Origin of the sequence: Pantoea sp. R13S299, assembly GCF_048515925.1 — a bacterium.
Lineage (GTDB): Bacteria > Pseudomonadota > Gammaproteobacteria > Enterobacterales > Enterobacteriaceae > Pantoea.
The window spans coordinates 63,464-77,391 of record NZ_JBLYEF010000005.1 but is presented as its reverse complement, the minus strand read 5'-3'; the positions used below and the strand labels follow the sequence as shown (position 1 = coordinate 77,391).

The following is a 13,928-nucleotide window of genomic DNA, read 5'->3' as shown; positions in this document are numbered from 1 at the left end:
AATTGCCGTAAATGTGTCATATTGTATCTGTCTAATATCTAACCCTTTTTCGCTGAGTTACCCTTAAGCCTTACGACGAAAGGTTAAATTAGCGCTATATTTTCCTTTCCCATACAGCACGTTGTCGCGGATAATGCGCCGCGTTCATGTCCTCCAAAAATGGCGTAACGTTTATGCTACATCTGTTTGCTGGTCTAGACCTCAGTACTAGCCTGTTATTGGTTCTTGCCCTGCTGTTTGTATTGTTTTACGAAGCAATCAACGGTTTCCACGACACGGCCAACGCAGTTGCGACGGTCATCTATACGCGTGCCATGCGTGCCCAGCTTGCTGTGGTGATGGCGGGTGTATTCAACTTCCTTGGCGTGCTGCTCGGTGGATTGAGTGTCGCTTACGCTATTGTTCATATGCTTCCCACCGATCTGTTGTTAAATGTTGGATCGGCTCACGGTCTCGCCATGGTGTTTTCTATGCTGCTGGCGGCGATTATCTGGAACCTCGGCACCTGGTATCTCGGTCTGCCGGCCTCCAGCTCCCATACCCTGATCGGCGCCATTATTGGTATCGGTCTGACCAACGCCCTGATGAGCGGAACCTCGGTGGTTGATGCGCTCAACATCCCGAAAGTCCTGAACATCTTCCTTTCTCTGATCCTGTCGCCAATTGTCGGCCTGGTGATGGCGGGCGGCTTAATCTTTATTCTGCGTCGCTACTGGAGCAATACCAAAAAGCGTGCGCGTATTCATATGACGCCTGCTGACCGCGAGAAGATCGACGGCAAGAAAAAGCCGCCGTTCTGGACCCGGATTGCCCTGATTGTTTCGGCAATTGGCGTGAGCTATTCGCACGGTGCGAATGACGGTCAGAAAGGCATTGGCCTGATCATGCTGGTCCTGATCGGCGTGGCACCGGCCGGTTTCGTGGTGAATATGAATGCCTCCGGTTATGACATCACGCGTACCCGCGATGCGGTCAATCACCTGGAGCAGTATTATCAGCAGCACAACGCCTCGCTGAACCACATCATCCAGATGGCACCACCTAAGCTGCCAACGCCGGAAGAAGTGCCAGCGACCAGCCCGAAAGAGTTCCACTGTGACAGCGCGCGCGCATTGCAGGCGGTACAGGGTGCGCAGGTGTTGCTGAATAACCTGCAGAGCTACGATCAGCTGACGGTTGATCAGCGCGGTCAGATGCGTCGTCTGCTGCTGTGTATCTCCGATACCGCCGATAAAGCAGCCCGTCTGGAAGAGACCTCGCCAGATGACAAACGCTTCCTCAATAAGCTGAAAAGCGACCTGCTTGGCACCATCGAGTATGCGCCGATCTGGATTATTGTGGCCGTGGCACTGGCGCTGGGCATCGGCACCATGATTGGCTGGCGTCGTGTTGCCACCACCATCGGTGAGAAGATTGGTAAAAAAGGCATGACCTATGCACAGGGAATGTCAGCACAGGTAACCGCAGCGCTGTCGATTGGCGTTGCCAGCTATACCGGCATGCCTGTTTCCACCACGCACATCCTCTCTTCATCGGTAGCCGGTACTATGCTGGTTGACGGTGGCGGATTGCAGAGCCGGACCATCAAGAACATCGCCATGGCGTGGATCTTCACCCTGCCGGTTTGTATTCTGCTGTCAGGTTCGCTCTACTGGATTGCTTTAAAACTGGTGTGATGCCAGCAAAACAGAGGGCGACGCAAGTCGCCCTTTTTTAATGCCAGATCGCCAGCGCGACCAGACTGATGACCACCAGTCCACACAGCGCACTGGTCAGAACAAACTGCCCCCGCACCCGCTCGCAGCGCCGGATAAACTCATCGTCGTGATGATCAAGATAGCGTTTTGCCCAGATATAGGTCACCAGACGCACCTGCTTGCTCGGCTGACCGTGAGAGGTGAAAAAACCTGCCCCATCGACATACTGATACAGCAGTGGATCACAACCCCGTAATACCGCCAGCAGCGCGCGCAGAGACGAAAAATAGCGCGCCATATTCACGATACACACCACACAAAGAGCCCAAAAAAGCGCAATAGTGCTGATCATATTCTCCCCTCCCGGCTGGCATCGCAGCAACAGACTCAGCGTCAGACACTGTGCCCGCCTGCAGAAAAAACCAGCCACTGAATCACCGGACTGCGAAAGTTTTCGACCCCCTGAGCGGCTGTGAACCGGTCCGCCTTTTTTCAGTGTAGGAGATTTCTTTACATTTTTTCCAACGATGATTTTCGTTCAGCGCGAGTAAATCCGGCATAGCCTTGATCTTATTCATAAGCCAGGCGGCAACGGCAGCATTTGCAGTCAGAGAAGGCTATACTCAGGACATAACAACATCATCACCTGTATCGCAGGTAAACACTTTGGTGGCGCTCATCGCCCGCTCGCGCAAAGGATTTCGCTAAGCTGTGACGCGGCAGGAACACCGGATGCCATCCTTAATCTCGTGAAAGGAGTTTTATCATGGCTTATAAACACATCCTGATTGCAGTCGACCTTTCTCCCGAAAGCCAGTTGCTGGTGGATAAGGCCGTCTCACTGGCTCGTCCGTACGATGCCAGAATTTCCCTGATTCACGTTGATGTGAATTACTCCGACCTCTACACCGGTCTGATTGATGTCAACTTAGGGGATATGCAGAAGCGCATCTCTGAAGAGACGCATGCGGCGCTGAAAGGGTTATCAGATGCGGCGGGCTATCCGATCAGTGAAACGCTGAGCGGCAGTGGCGACCTCGGCCAGGTTCTGGTTGATGCGATCAAGAAATATGACGTTGACCTGGTGGTGTGTGGTTATCATCAGGATTTCTGGAGCAAGCTGATGTCCTCAGCCCGTCAGTTGATCAACACCGTGCACATCGACATGCTGATCGTGCCGCTGCGCGATGAAGACGACGAGTAATCGCTGTTATTAAAGCCGGTGCAAGCCGGCTTTTTTATCGGCCTGAATAGATTTACGCTTTTCTCACATCCGCTATTTAAACTTTTAATTCCTGATCAGCTCCGCCTGAATTAAAATAAAACTAAGAACACACTTATTTTTAATTCCTGAAATACATTAACACCCTCTCCCTTTAGCGCTTTGACTTACAACCCTCTACATAAATCCAAAGCAATCGTTACATTGCTGATTCATCCAGTCGCTAATGAGAAAAATTTTATTAATAGCAATGCGGGATTTATCAAAACTTTACTATAGGAAAAGGTTAATGCATCCGTTATCTTTCACTGGCTTATCTGCTGCGCAGGCAACAGATAAAGCAGAATAATGATCCCCATTATTTTAAAAAACCAATAAGGATATTAAAAATGAGAGAAATCAACCAGACAGAAATTGCTGCAGTTAGCGGCGCGGGCCTGACTGAATTCCTGGGTGAAGTTAATACTGCACTGACTGAGGTTTCAGGTTTATACGACAGCACCTTCGCATCAATCAAGGAAAGCACTGATCTGGGCCAGACTCTGGGTCTGACTTACAAAGCGATTGGCCTGAATTTTGCCAAAGGCTTCCTGAGCGCATTTTCAGGTTTCCTGACTAAATTAGCTGCCTGATAGAATCAGCGTCACCGTATTATTTTAAATGCGGTTAATTAAAGCCTGCCTGATACTCTTTCAGGCAGGCTTTTTATTTAGCGCAATAGTTTTAGCGTAATAGTATAAACCGTTCGCTTTCAGATCACGTACCCGTGAATATCCAGGCCAGATATTATGATCTGAAGCAACCGCTTCAGATTATCATTCGCTTAAACCGAACCGACCAGCGGGGGATAAATATCGAAGCGATGACTTTTCGTGACCACGGCCGCCTGCGTTACCACACCCGCAAGCGGCGGAGCATAGTCTGGACGTTTTACCACAATCCGTTTCTTCGCCAGCCGACGCGCTGGTTCCAGTAATGCATCTGCATCTTCATCCGGCCCGACCAGCGACTGGAATACCCGCATCTCCTTTTTCACCAGCGCACTTTTCTGGCGATGGGGATACATCGGATCGAGATAAACCACATCCGGCTGCGGCGTGATATCCCCCAGCGCCTGCGCGCTGGCCGCATGAATCAGCGTCAGGCGATCACGCAGCCAGGGGCCAATTTCCGCATCCTGATAACCACGCTGCAAACCATCTTCCAGTAGCGCTGCCACCACCGGATGACGCTCGAGCATCCGCACCCGGCAGCCGAGCGCCGCCAGCACAAACGCATCACGGCCCAGTCCCGCAGTCGCATCAACCACATCCGGCAGATAACCGCCTTTAATGCCAACCGCTTTGGCGACGGCCTCACCGCGTCCACCACCGAAGCGACGGCGATGTGCCATCGCGCCAGTGACGAAATCAACAAAAATACCGCCCAGCTTAGGCTCATCACGCTTGCGCAGTTCAAGGTGCGTTGGGGTCTGCACCAGCGCCAGCAGCGACTCTTCATCGTGCTCCAGCTGCCAGCGCTGCGCTAAAAGTGATAAGGCGCCGTCTCCGGCGCCTGATTCATCGAGTAAACAGATTTTCACAAACTGACTTATCCCTGAATGCCGTAATGTTCCAGCATCGCATCGAGCTGCGGCTCACGCCCACGGAAGCGTTTGAACAGCTCCATCGGTTCTTCAGAACCGCCACGCGTCAGGATGTTATCCAGGAAGGACTGACCGGTTTCGCGGTTGAAGATGCCCTCCTCTTCGAAGCGGGAGTAAGCATCTGCCGCCAGCACGTCTGCCCAGAGATAGCTGTAGTAACCCGCCGCATAGCCACCGGCAAAGATGTGGCTGAAAGCGTGCGGGAAACGGCCCCATTCCGGACTCGGAACGACTGCCACGCGGCTTTTCACTTCGCGCAGGGTTTCCAGAATCTGAGCGCCTTTCTCCGGGTTAAACTCGGTGTGCAGACGGAAATCGAACAGGCCGAACTCCAGCTGACGAAGGATAAACAGCGCGGCCTGATAGTTCTTGGCGGCCAGCATTTTATCCAGCAACGCTTTCGGCAGGGGTTCGCCAGTTTCAAAGTGACCCGAGATAAATGCCAGCGCATCCGGTTCCCAGCACCAGTTTTCCATAAACTGGCTTGGCAGTTCGACCGCATCCCATGGCACACCGCTGATACCGGAAACGCCAGGCGCTTCGATGCGGGTCAGCATGTGGTGCAGGCCATGACCAAACTCATGGAACAGGGTGATCACTTCGTCATGGGTGAACAGCGCAGGTTTGCCTTTCACCGGACGGTTAAAGTTACAGGTCAGGTAGGCAACAGGCTTCTGCAGGCTGCCATCGGCTTTACGCATCTGCCCAACGCAGTCATCCATCCACGCACCGCCACGTTTGTGCTCGCGGGCATAGAGGTCGAGATAGAAGCTGCCGCGCAGTTCGCCGGTTTCGTCGAACAGATCGAAGAACTTCACATCAGGATGGTAAACCTCGACATCGGTACGCTGCTTCGCAGTGATACCGTAAATGCGTTTTACCACTTCAAACAGACCGGCGACCGCACGTTCTTCCGGGAAGTAAGGACGCAGCTGCTCATCGCTGATGGTATAAAGATGCTGCTTCTGCTTTTCACCGTAATAAGTGAGATCCCACGGATTAAGCTGCTCAACGCCATGTTCTTTCTGCGCAAAGGCGCGCAGCTGCTCCAGCTCTTTTTCACCCTGCGGACGGGCGCGCTCAGCCAGGTCATTCAGGAAGTCGATGACCTGAGACGGGCTTTGCGCCATCTTAGTCGCCAGCGATTTATCGGCGTAGGTGTCGAAGCCCAGCAGCTGTGCCAGCTCATGACGCAGCGCCAGCTCTTCCGCCATGATCGGACCGTTATCCCACTTACCGGCATTCGGGCCCTGATCGGAAGCGCGCGTCGCATAGGCGCGATACATCTCTTCGCGCAGCGCGGCGTTGTCGCAGTAGGTCATGACCGGCAGATAGCTTGGGATATCCAGCGTCAGCAACCAGCCTTCCTGCTCTTTGGCCTCAGCCTGAGCTTTCGCCGCCGCCATCGCGCTTTCCGGCATACCGGCCAGCTCGCTTTCATCGGTGATCAGCTTGCTCCAGCCCATGGTCGCATCGAGCACGTTGTTGCTGTAAGCCGAACCCAGCTCAGAGAGGCGCGCGGCAATTTCGCCAAAGCGCTGCTGTTTATCTTTTGGCAGGCCGATACCGGAGAGTTCGAAATCACGCAGGGCGTTATCGACCGCTTTCTTCTGCGCCAGATCCAGAGCCGCGTACTGTTCACCCTCTTTGAGGTTGCGATACGCCTGATAGAGGCCTTCATGCTGACCGACCCAGGTGCTGTATTCAGAGAGCAGCGGCAGCGTCTGCTCATAGGCTTCACGCAGTTCCGGGCTGTTTTTTACCGCGTTAAGATGGCTGACCGGTGAGAAAATACGGCTCAGGCGATCGTCGGTTTCCGCCAGCGGCTGAACCAGATTATCCCAGGTGTACGGCGCACCCTGCGCCACGACTTTTTCGACTTCAGCGCGACAGTGGCTCAGCACTTCCGTCACGGCAGGCACCGCATGTTCAGGCTTAATGGCAGAAAAAGGGGGTAGCGTAAAAGATGTCAGTAGCGGATTGGTCATAGCGCAGTCCTTTATCGATGTATGGGGCGCAGCGGGTCGCGCAACGCAATCTAAGTAACATGCGGCTTAGTGTAGCGAAAATCAATGGCAGCCAGGATGAGGTGGGGAAGAAACGCGCGGATCACCGCACGGAAGATGCCTGCTTTTGTCTGATGCCCGAAATCTGGCTGGTGCACCGGGCAGGTTTTGCGGCTGCTTTTCGCGCCAGAAAACCACAAACTAAACTCCCCGCCCTGCAATCCCGATTTGTTATCACGCTTCTGGCCCATCAGCGGGTCATCCCTGATATAATCGCGGATTCTCATGCTTTTCCTGCGTCGGTTGCTGTGCGTCGTTCTGTGGGTAATACGTGGGGTAATAATTGGTATAAATTGATTTTCCATCAATTAAAACCTTATACATTCAACAGGATAAACAATGCTGAGTTATCGCCATAGCTTCCATGCTGGCAACCACGCCGACGTGCTGAAGCACACCGTTCTGAGCCTGATCATCACGGCGCTGAAAGAGAAAGAGAAACCGTTTTTCTACCTGGATACCCATGCGGGCGCAGGCCGCTACCAGCTGAGTGGCGAGCACGCCGAGCGTACCGGTGAATATCTGGAAGGCATCTCACGTATCTGGCAGCAGCCCGATGCGCCGGAATTGCTGCAACCCTATTTTGATGCGATTCGTACGCTGAACCGTAGCGGCACGCTGCGCTACTATCCCGGCTCGCCACTGATTGCCCGTCATCTGCTGCGTGAAGATGACAGACTGCAACTCACTGAGCTGCACTCCAGCGACTACCCGCTGCTGCGTAACGAATTCAGCAAAGATGACCGCGCGCGCGTCGATCGTGCCGACGGCTATCAGCAGTTAAAATCGAAACTGCCACCTCCGTCGCGTCGCGGTCTGGTGCTGATCGATCCGCCGTATGAGATGAAAAGCGACTACCAGGCGGTAGTGAAAGGCATTCAGGAAGGCCATAAGCGTTTTGGCACCGGCGTCTTTGCGCTGTGGTATCCGGTGGTGTTACGCCAGCAGATCAAACATATGTTGCGCGACCTGGAAGCGACTGGCATCCGAAATATTCTGCAGATCGAACTGGCGGCCCGTCCGGACAGCGATCAGCGCGGCATGACCGCCTCCGGCATGATCGTGATTAACCCGCCGTGGAAGCTGGCCCAGCAGATGAATACCCTGCTGCCTTGGCTGCACAAAAAACTGGTTCCGGCCGGTACCGGTCACTTCGTGGTGAACCAGATCGTTCCTGAATAAACCACCATGTGGATTCTGCTGGCAGGCGCGCTCGGCGCGCTGCAACCCGCCCGGCGGCTGGCGCTACTGCTGTTAGCGCTCGCCGCGCTGCTGGGATTTTATCATCAGGTCCTGACGTGGCCGGTGTTACCCCTGCTGGCGGGGATCGCCGCACTGGTCGCACTGCGCCGCTTTGACCCGATTCATTCCCGAAAGCAAATACTGAGCGAAGCACTGCTGGTGCTGATTTCGCTGGGATTGTTTCTCCATCTCTTTCCCGGCTTTAACAGCTCCCTGCAGGTCGATGAGGTGAAGGCTGGCGCGCAGAGCGTGCCGTTCAGTTTTTCCTTCAACTTCGATAAAGCGCTGATCCCCTTTGTGCTGCTGGCCTGCCTGCCGACGCTGTTCCGCGCCCGTGCCTGCCCGCCGCGTTATCCGTGGATCGCCGCGCTGGCGTTAATCGCCGCCGTGCCGCTGCTGCTGGGTAGCGCGGTGCTGCTGGGTGGCCTGGCTTTTGAGCCTCACAATCCACCATGGCTGCCCGCGTTTATGCTGGCGAATCTGTTCTTTGTCTCGCTGGCCGAAGAGGCGCTGTTCCGGGGCTATCTGCAACAGCGGCTGAGAGCGGTGCTGGGCGGCATGCCCGCGCTGCTGATTAGCGCGCTGCTGTTTGGACTGGCCCATGTCCAGGGTGGCGTGCTGCTGGTGGTGTTCGCCTCCCTGGCTGGCCTGCTTTACGGTCTGGCGTGGCACTGGAGCGGCCGGTTATGGCTGGCGACCGCCCTGCACTTTGCCCTGAATATCACCCATCTGTTGCTGTTTACTTATCCGGCACTGCATCACTAAACAGTGAATACGGCCAGGTCCGAGGCCAGTTCGGTGCAGGGGAAAATGGTCTGGCACTCTGCCAGCAGGCGGCTCATGTCCTTTGCCAGATAGCGGGAGCTGAAATGGGTGGCGATCAGCCGTTTTGCCCCGGCGCGCTTTGCCACTTCCGCTGCCTGCAGCGTTGTGGAGTGCCCGCGTCCGTTGGCTTTTTCCATCATCGCCGCCTCCAGCGTGGTTTCATGCACCATCAGGTCAACATCCGCCGCCAGTTTCAGCGCGACCTCCGTGGGTGCCGTATCGCCAAAGATAGCCAGCTTTTTGCCGGGCGTCGCCGGGCCAAGATAGTCAGCACCGTTAACGACCCGTCCATCCTCCAGCGTCACACATTCCCCCTGCTTCAGCTGCTGGAACCACGGACCGCGTGGTACCCCTTCCGCTTTCAGCCGCGCGGCATTCAGCAGGCCGGGTTTGTCGTGCTGTTCAATGCGATAGCCAAAGCACTCCACCGGATGGCTCAGCGGCCAGGCACTGATACGAAACTCACCATCATCCAGCGTCCAGCCCGCCTCAATCTCAACAATGGTCAGCGGATAGTCGGTGTAGGAGCCGCTGATCGACAGCGCCGTCTCAACAAAGGTTTTTAATCCTTTGGGGCCATAAACCGTCATCGGTGAGGCCAGTCCGGCCATCGACCGGCTGGTGAGTAATCCCGGCAGCCCGAAAATATGATCGCCATGCAGATGGGTGATAAAAATCTTATCCAGCTTGCCTGGTTTCAGGCTGGAGCGCATAAACTGTAATTGCGTGCCTTCCCCGCAGTCGAACAGCCAGGTTTCACCACTCAGCGCGCGGGTAAAAGCAATGGACGTCACGTTACGTTGCAGGCTGGGAGCACCGCCGCCGGTGCCGAGAAAAGTAAGGTGCATGGTATGCTTCCCTGTAAGCGAATAAAAAACAGAACCCTATTACAATCATAGGCGCAAACTTTGCGTCATTTCGACCCGCAGCGTTACACTCAACCCCAATTTTTTATGCAACCGGATGGATACTTCAATGACCCGACATTTCGACTATCTCGCCATTGGCGGCGGCAGCGGCGGCATCGCCTCGATTAACCGTGCAGCTATGTATGGCCAGAAATGTGCCCTGATTGAAGCGAAAGAGCTGGGCGGCACCTGCGTGAACGTGGGTTGCGTGCCGAAAAAAATCATGTGGCACGCCGCGCAAATCGCCGAAGCTATCCATCTCTACGGGCCGGACTATGGCTTCGACACCACCGTGAACTGCTTCGACTGGGCCACGCTCGTGAAAAACCGCAGCGCCTACATCGATCGCATCCACAACTCTTACGACAACGTGCTGGGTAAAAACAAAGTCGAAGTGATCAAAGGCTTTGCCCGCTTTGTCGATGCGCACAGCGTTGAAGTTAACGGCGAGATTATCACGGCTAACCATATTCTGATCGCCACCGGCGGTCGTCCGGTTCACCCCAACATTCCGGGTGCGGAGTACGGTATTGATTCCGATGGCTTCTTCGAGCTGGATGCCCTGCCAAAACGCACCGCCGTGATCGGCGCAGGCTACATTGCGGTCGAACTGGCGGGCGTGGTAAATGCGCTGGGTTCAGAAACCCTCCTGTTCGTGCGTAAACATGCGCCGCTGCGCAGCTTCGATCCGCTGCTCACCGAGACGCTGGTCGAAGTGATGAACACCGAAGGCCCGGCGCTGCACACCGAATCTGTTCCAAAAGCTGTGATTAAAAACAGCGATGGCAGCCTGACGCTGCAGCTGGAAAACGGCAATGACTATACCGTCGACTGTCTGGTCTGGGCGATTGGCCGTGAGCCAGAAACGGATAATCTCAATATTCAGGCCGCGGGCGTGGCGCTGAACGACAAAGGCTATATCAAAGTCGATAAATTCCAGAACACCAGCGTGTCAGGCGTCTATGCCGTGGGCGACAACACCGGTGCGGTTGAGCTTACGCCGGTGGCGGTTGCTGCAGGCCGTCGTCTCTCTGAGCGTCTGTTTAATAACAAGCCGGACGAGCATCTGGATTACAGCAATGTGCCGACCGTGGTGTTCAGCCATCCGCCGATTGGCACCGTGGGACTGACCGAGCCGCAGGCGCGCGAACAGTATGGCGACGATCAGGTGAAGGTCTATAAATCGTCGTTTACCGCCATGTACACCGCGGTCACCCAGCATCGTCAGCCGTGCCGCATGAAGCTGGTCTGTGTGGGCGCTGATGAGAAGATTGTCGGCATTCATGGAATCGGATTCGGTATGGATGAGATGCTGCAGGGCTTCGCCGTGGCGCTGAAAATGGGTGCCACCAAGAAAGACTTCGATAACACCGTGGCGATCCACCCGACCGCAGCGGAAGAGTTTGTGACAATGCGTTAATCCGCACCAGACTTCAGAAACAAGACAGGCGACTCAGGTCGCCTGTTTTTTTGCCGTATTCACAACCGTTTTCAGGCCGTAACGTGCAGTGACGCACCGTGCCAGTGCAACTCAGCTAACCCGATCCAGCCAGCGAACATACGCCTGATCCCATAGCGCCGCGGGCGTTCCCGCCTTGCCAAGACCAAAGCCATGCCCGCCTTTGCTAATCTGAATCAGCTCAACCGGCACGCGGTTGCGGCGACAGGTGTCACGCATCAGCTCGGTGTTAAAGGGATTGGAGGTGTGATCGTCCTCGGCCTGCGCCAGAAATGTCGGCGGATATTGCCGGGTCACGAAGTTCTGCACTGACCAGTTCGCCTCATCCTGCGGGGTGGCATTTTTGCCCACCATCATCAGATGTGTGTTGGTATGCTGATAAGGCGCTTCCAGCGTAATAACCGGATAGATCAGGCCGACGCTGTCGACTTTCGGCACCACTTCATCCAGCGGATCGATGGCCGGATAAGATTCAAAATCCGGCCGCGCCGCTGCCAGCCCCAGCAGATGTCCACCTGCCGAGAAGCCCAGCACATGCACCTTGCGCTCAAAAGAGCGCACCAGTCGGATGGCGCGCTGCGCATCCTGTAGCGGTGCCAGCCGACCCGCCTGCCACTTCTCATGCGGCAACCGGTAGCTGAGCACATAGGCGGTATAGCCACTGGCATTGAGCCAGCGCGCCACCGGCCAGGCTTCGCGTCCCATGCCGATCCAGCGATAACCGCCACCCGCCGCAATTAATACCGCTTCGCCATTCGGATTTTCCGGTTTAAAGCGCTGAATTGCCGGGCTGACGATATTTGACCAGGAACCGGTGCTGTTAATATGCAACTGGCCGGATGGGCCGCCACCGCCGGGCGGATCATCCGGCCAGAGGGGAATAATATCATCGCGGGCAAATAATTTGCCGGTGGTCATGGAGAGCCCGAGCGCTCCCGTGCCGAGAATAAAGCGTCGACGCGTAATCATAATGCCTGTTGTGTGATGCCTGAAGTGTCAGCAAACCGTTGCGGTAGGCTAAAGAAGTATGAACAAATGCAAGTCTGGTGCCATGGCTGGCGATTATGTACGCAATGGACCCAGGAAAGCCATAAAAAAACGCGCCCGGCAGGCGCGTTTTTATTTCATTCCGTGTGGTTAATCTTCCTGCTGGAACTGCGCCATCACGGCCTGCTCACACTGCTGTTCGTTAACGCGCAGTTTGGCACGCTCATCGTCACCCAGTTGCAGCCAGGCACTGGCGACTTCACGCGCAGACTCTTCATCGAATTCGGGCTGATTCATCGCCGATGACGACTGACTGCTCGCCACTGAAGATTTCATCTGTTCAACATATTGATCCGCACTCGCGACCTTTTTCTCGCCACTGACAATGTGGCACAACTGACTGGCATAAACATTCTGCTCAGTATCAGTGTCGTCCGCTGCCAGCGCGCTGCCGGTGGCGAGGATGCTCAGCAGCACTATCTGAGTCACTTTCATTATTAACTCCTGTTCGTTCGGGTTAAACCTTGCGCTGACGGGCTTCGAGGCGCTTCTGACGCCAGTTCAGCAGCGGCGTCACGGTGGTGCCGTGAACCACCACGCTGCAGACCACCAGCGTTAACGCTATATTCGTCATAATTTCCATCTGCGGGCCTTGCATGCCGTGCGTCCAGGCATAGGCGATGTAGTTCAGGCTGCCAATTCCCCGGATGCCCAGCCAGCCAATCAGCAGACGCTGCCCCAGTGGCAGTCCGGCGCGCACGGTCACCAGCCAGACGGCCAGCGGTCGCACCACCGCAAACAGCACCAGGCCAATCAGCACGCCATAGATGTTCCAGTGCTGCGCCAGTGTGACGCCCAGCACCACCATCATGCCAGCCGCCAGTAAACGTTCAATAGTATCGCCAAAAGAGAGGGCATCGCCTACTACAAACCCAATCGACTTCACCATATTGTTGTCGCCCTGATGCGCCAGACGTTTGTTAGGGTTCACCAGCGCCTCAGAGGGCAACACGCGCTCGTCGTCAGAGAGATCGTCAGGCTGATGGCGACGGAACACGCCCAGCTCGGCACGGCGTAACCCCAGTCCGGCGGCAAAGGCGGCCAGGAAGCCGGAGGCACCCAGGTACTCCACCAGCGAATAACTCAGCGCAATCAGCGCCAGCGCCAGGAAATCATTGGGCGCAACGTCGCCATTCGCATTGCGCAGCCGGGTCGCCAGCATGCCGATCAATTGCCCCAGAACAAAGCCAATGATCAGACCGCCGCCAATCGCCCAGAGCACTTCGACCGCGCCCCAGTGCGCCAGCATCGCGCCACTCAGGCTCTCGCCATTAAACAGCAGCAGCGCCAGCATCAGCAGGGGTAATGCGGAGCCATCGTTCATGCCCGCTTCACTGGAGATCGCCACCCGCAGCGAGTCATCATCCTGCGCATCGTTGACCGAGATTAAGCTCGCCAGCACCGGATCGGTGGGCGCGACAATGGCCCCAAACGCCAGCGCAACCGGCCAGTCTAATCCTACCAGGAAGTGCGCCAGCAGGGTCATCGCGCCGACGGTGAGCAGCATGGCGGGAAAAGCCAGTTTCAGCCCGGTGTGCCAGCAGTTGTTCTGCAGCGGCTGACGCAGCTTGAGACCGGTGATAAACAGCGAGGCCGCCATGGTGATTTCAGTGATATGGGCCACGGCTTCGGAATGGGTGACGATATCGAGATGGATAACATCAAATCCCCACGGGCCGCACAGCATGCCCGCGATCAGGAACAGACCAAATGAGGTGACTGGCCCCCGGTGAATCCAACCGGAAGCCAGCGACATCAGCAGCAGAAGGCCGCCCGTCGCTGCTGTCCAGGCTAAAAAGTTCATAACACTCCACAAT

The 13,928-nt window shown here is 55.8% G+C and carries 14 protein-coding genes; 6 read left to right on the top strand and 8 right to left on the bottom strand.

From position 1 onward, the window contains the following. The first annotated feature begins 173 nt into the window (after positions 1-173). Complete coding sequence (gene pitA, locus ACN1CO_RS19465) at positions 174-1,676, top strand: inorganic phosphate transporter PitA (protein WP_419140460.1); 1,503 nt, start codon at positions 174-176, stop codon at positions 1,674-1,676. 37 nt (positions 1,677-1,713) lie between these two features. Here the strand turns inward: pitA and uspB are convergent, their stop codons facing one another. Next, a complete protein-coding gene (uspB, locus tag ACN1CO_RS19460) occupies positions 1,714-2,049 on the bottom strand; it encodes a universal stress protein UspB (protein WP_003852126.1) in 336 nt (111 codons plus the stop codon). A 414-nt stretch (positions 2,050-2,463) separates the two neighbouring features. Here uspB and uspA point away from each other — a divergent pair, with 414 nt between their 5' ends. Further along, positions 2,464-2,901 carry a universal stress protein UspA gene (uspA, locus tag ACN1CO_RS19455; RefSeq protein WP_419140343.1) on the top strand — a complete coding sequence of 146 codons (438 nt, stop codon included), beginning with the start codon at positions 2,464-2,466 and terminating at the stop codon, positions 2,899-2,901. A gap of 407 nt (positions 2,902-3,308) precedes the next feature. Further along, entirely contained in the window at positions 3,309-3,551 is a 243-nt protein-coding gene (locus tag ACN1CO_RS19450; protein ID WP_419140342.1) for a hypothetical protein, read from the top strand. Positions 3,552-3,742: 191 nt separating this feature from the next. Here ACN1CO_RS19450 and rsmJ read toward each other — a convergent pair whose 3' ends face one another. From rsmJ to ACN1CO_RS19435, 3 genes are read right to left on the bottom strand one after another with little or no spacing between them, the layout of a single operon-like run. Continuing rightward, on the bottom strand, positions 3,743-4,501 hold the full coding sequence (rsmJ, locus tag ACN1CO_RS19445; protein ID WP_419140341.1) for a 16S rRNA (guanine(1516)-N(2))-methyltransferase RsmJ: 759 nt from the start codon (positions 4,499-4,501) through the stop codon (positions 3,743-3,745). An 8-nt stretch (positions 4,502-4,509) separates the two neighbouring features. Continuing rightward, on the bottom strand, positions 4,510-6,552 hold the full coding sequence (gene prlC, locus ACN1CO_RS19440; protein WP_419140340.1) for an oligopeptidase A: 2,043 nt from the start codon (positions 6,550-6,552) through the stop codon (positions 4,510-4,512). Between the two features lie 50 nt (positions 6,553-6,602). Then, a complete protein-coding gene (locus ACN1CO_RS19435) occupies positions 6,603-6,935 on the bottom strand; it encodes a hypothetical protein (RefSeq protein WP_419140339.1) in 333 nt (110 codons plus the stop codon). 34 nt (positions 6,936-6,969) lie between these two features. Between ACN1CO_RS19435 and ACN1CO_RS19430 the strand changes: the two genes are divergently transcribed. Beyond that, complete coding sequence (locus ACN1CO_RS19430) at positions 6,970-7,812, top strand: 23S rRNA (adenine(2030)-N(6))-methyltransferase RlmJ (protein ID WP_419140338.1); 843 nt, start codon at positions 6,970-6,972, stop codon at positions 7,810-7,812. Between the two features lie 6 nt (positions 7,813-7,818). After that, on the top strand, positions 7,819-8,637 hold the full coding sequence (locus tag ACN1CO_RS19425) for a lysostaphin resistance A-like protein (protein WP_419140337.1): 819 nt from the start codon (positions 7,819-7,821) through the stop codon (positions 8,635-8,637). Here the strand turns inward: ACN1CO_RS19425 and rnz are convergent. Beyond that, the gene (rnz, locus tag ACN1CO_RS19420) at positions 8,634-9,545 is read right to left on the bottom strand and encodes a ribonuclease Z (RefSeq protein WP_419140336.1); all 912 of its coding nucleotides are present in this window, start codon (positions 9,543-9,545) and stop codon (positions 8,634-8,636) included. The genes ACN1CO_RS19425 and rnz overlap by 4 nt on opposite strands. Positions 9,546-9,672: 127 nt before the next feature. On the opposite strand from rnz, the gene gorA reads away from it, so the two are divergent. After that, positions 9,673-11,025: a glutathione-disulfide reductase gene (gene gorA / locus ACN1CO_RS19415; protein WP_419140335.1), complete on the top strand. Its 1,353-nt coding sequence runs from the start codon at positions 9,673-9,675 to the stop codon at positions 11,023-11,025. Between the two features lie 111 nt (positions 11,026-11,136). Here gorA and ACN1CO_RS19410 read toward each other — a convergent pair whose 3' ends face one another. From ACN1CO_RS19410 to ACN1CO_RS19400, 3 genes are all read right to left on the bottom strand, one after another. Beyond that, entirely contained in the window at positions 11,137-12,033 is an 897-nt protein-coding gene (locus ACN1CO_RS19410) for an alpha/beta hydrolase (protein WP_419140334.1), read from the bottom strand. 168 nt (positions 12,034-12,201) lie between these two features. Continuing rightward, complete coding sequence (locus ACN1CO_RS19405; protein WP_090966944.1) at positions 12,202-12,546, bottom strand: hypothetical protein; 345 nt, start codon at positions 12,544-12,546, stop codon at positions 12,202-12,204. A 22-nt stretch (positions 12,547-12,568) separates the two neighbouring features. Continuing rightward, on the bottom strand, positions 12,569-13,915 hold the full coding sequence (locus tag ACN1CO_RS19400) for a cation:proton antiporter (protein WP_419140333.1): 1,347 nt from the start codon (positions 13,913-13,915) through the stop codon (positions 12,569-12,571). Positions 13,916-13,928 lie beyond the last annotated feature (13 nt).

Bases quoted from the DNA above. Each gene is read 5' to 3' on its own strand.
- pitA (WP_419140460.1), top strand. From the start codon at position 174: ATGCTACATCTGTTTGCTGGTCTAGACCTCAGTACTAGCCTGTTATTG.
- uspB (WP_003852126.1), bottom strand. From the start codon at position 2,049: ATGATCAGCACTATTGCGCTTTTTTGGGCTCTTTGTGTGGTGTGTATC.
- uspA (WP_419140343.1), top strand. From the start codon at position 2,464: ATGGCTTATAAACACATCCTGATTGCAGTCGACCTTTCTCCCGAAAGC.
- ACN1CO_RS19450 (WP_419140342.1), top strand. From the start codon at position 3,309: ATGAGAGAAATCAACCAGACAGAAATTGCTGCAGTTAGCGGCGCGGGC.
- prlC (WP_419140340.1), bottom strand. From the start codon at position 6,552: ATGACCAATCCGCTACTGACATCTTTTACGCTACCCCCTTTTTCTGCC.
- ACN1CO_RS19435 (WP_419140339.1), bottom strand. From the start codon at position 6,935: ATGGAAAATCAATTTATACCAATTATTACCCCACGTATTACCCACAGA.
- ACN1CO_RS19430 (WP_419140338.1), top strand. From the start codon at position 6,970: ATGCTGAGTTATCGCCATAGCTTCCATGCTGGCAACCACGCCGACGTG.
- ACN1CO_RS19425 (WP_419140337.1), top strand. From the start codon at position 7,819: ATGTGGATTCTGCTGGCAGGCGCGCTCGGCGCGCTGCAACCCGCCCGG.
- rnz (WP_419140336.1), bottom strand. From the start codon at position 9,545: ATGCACCTTACTTTTCTCGGCACCGGCGGCGGTGCTCCCAGCCTGCAA.
- gorA (WP_419140335.1), top strand. From the start codon at position 9,673: ATGACCCGACATTTCGACTATCTCGCCATTGGCGGCGGCAGCGGCGGC.
- ACN1CO_RS19410 (WP_419140334.1), bottom strand. From the start codon at position 12,033: ATGATTACGCGTCGACGCTTTATTCTCGGCACGGGAGCGCTCGGGCTC.
- ACN1CO_RS19405 (WP_090966944.1), bottom strand. From the start codon at position 12,546: ATGAAAGTGACTCAGATAGTGCTGCTGAGCATCCTCGCCACCGGCAGC.
- ACN1CO_RS19400 (WP_419140333.1), bottom strand. From the start codon at position 13,915: ATGAACTTTTTAGCCTGGACAGCAGCGACGGGCGGCCTTCTGCTGCTG.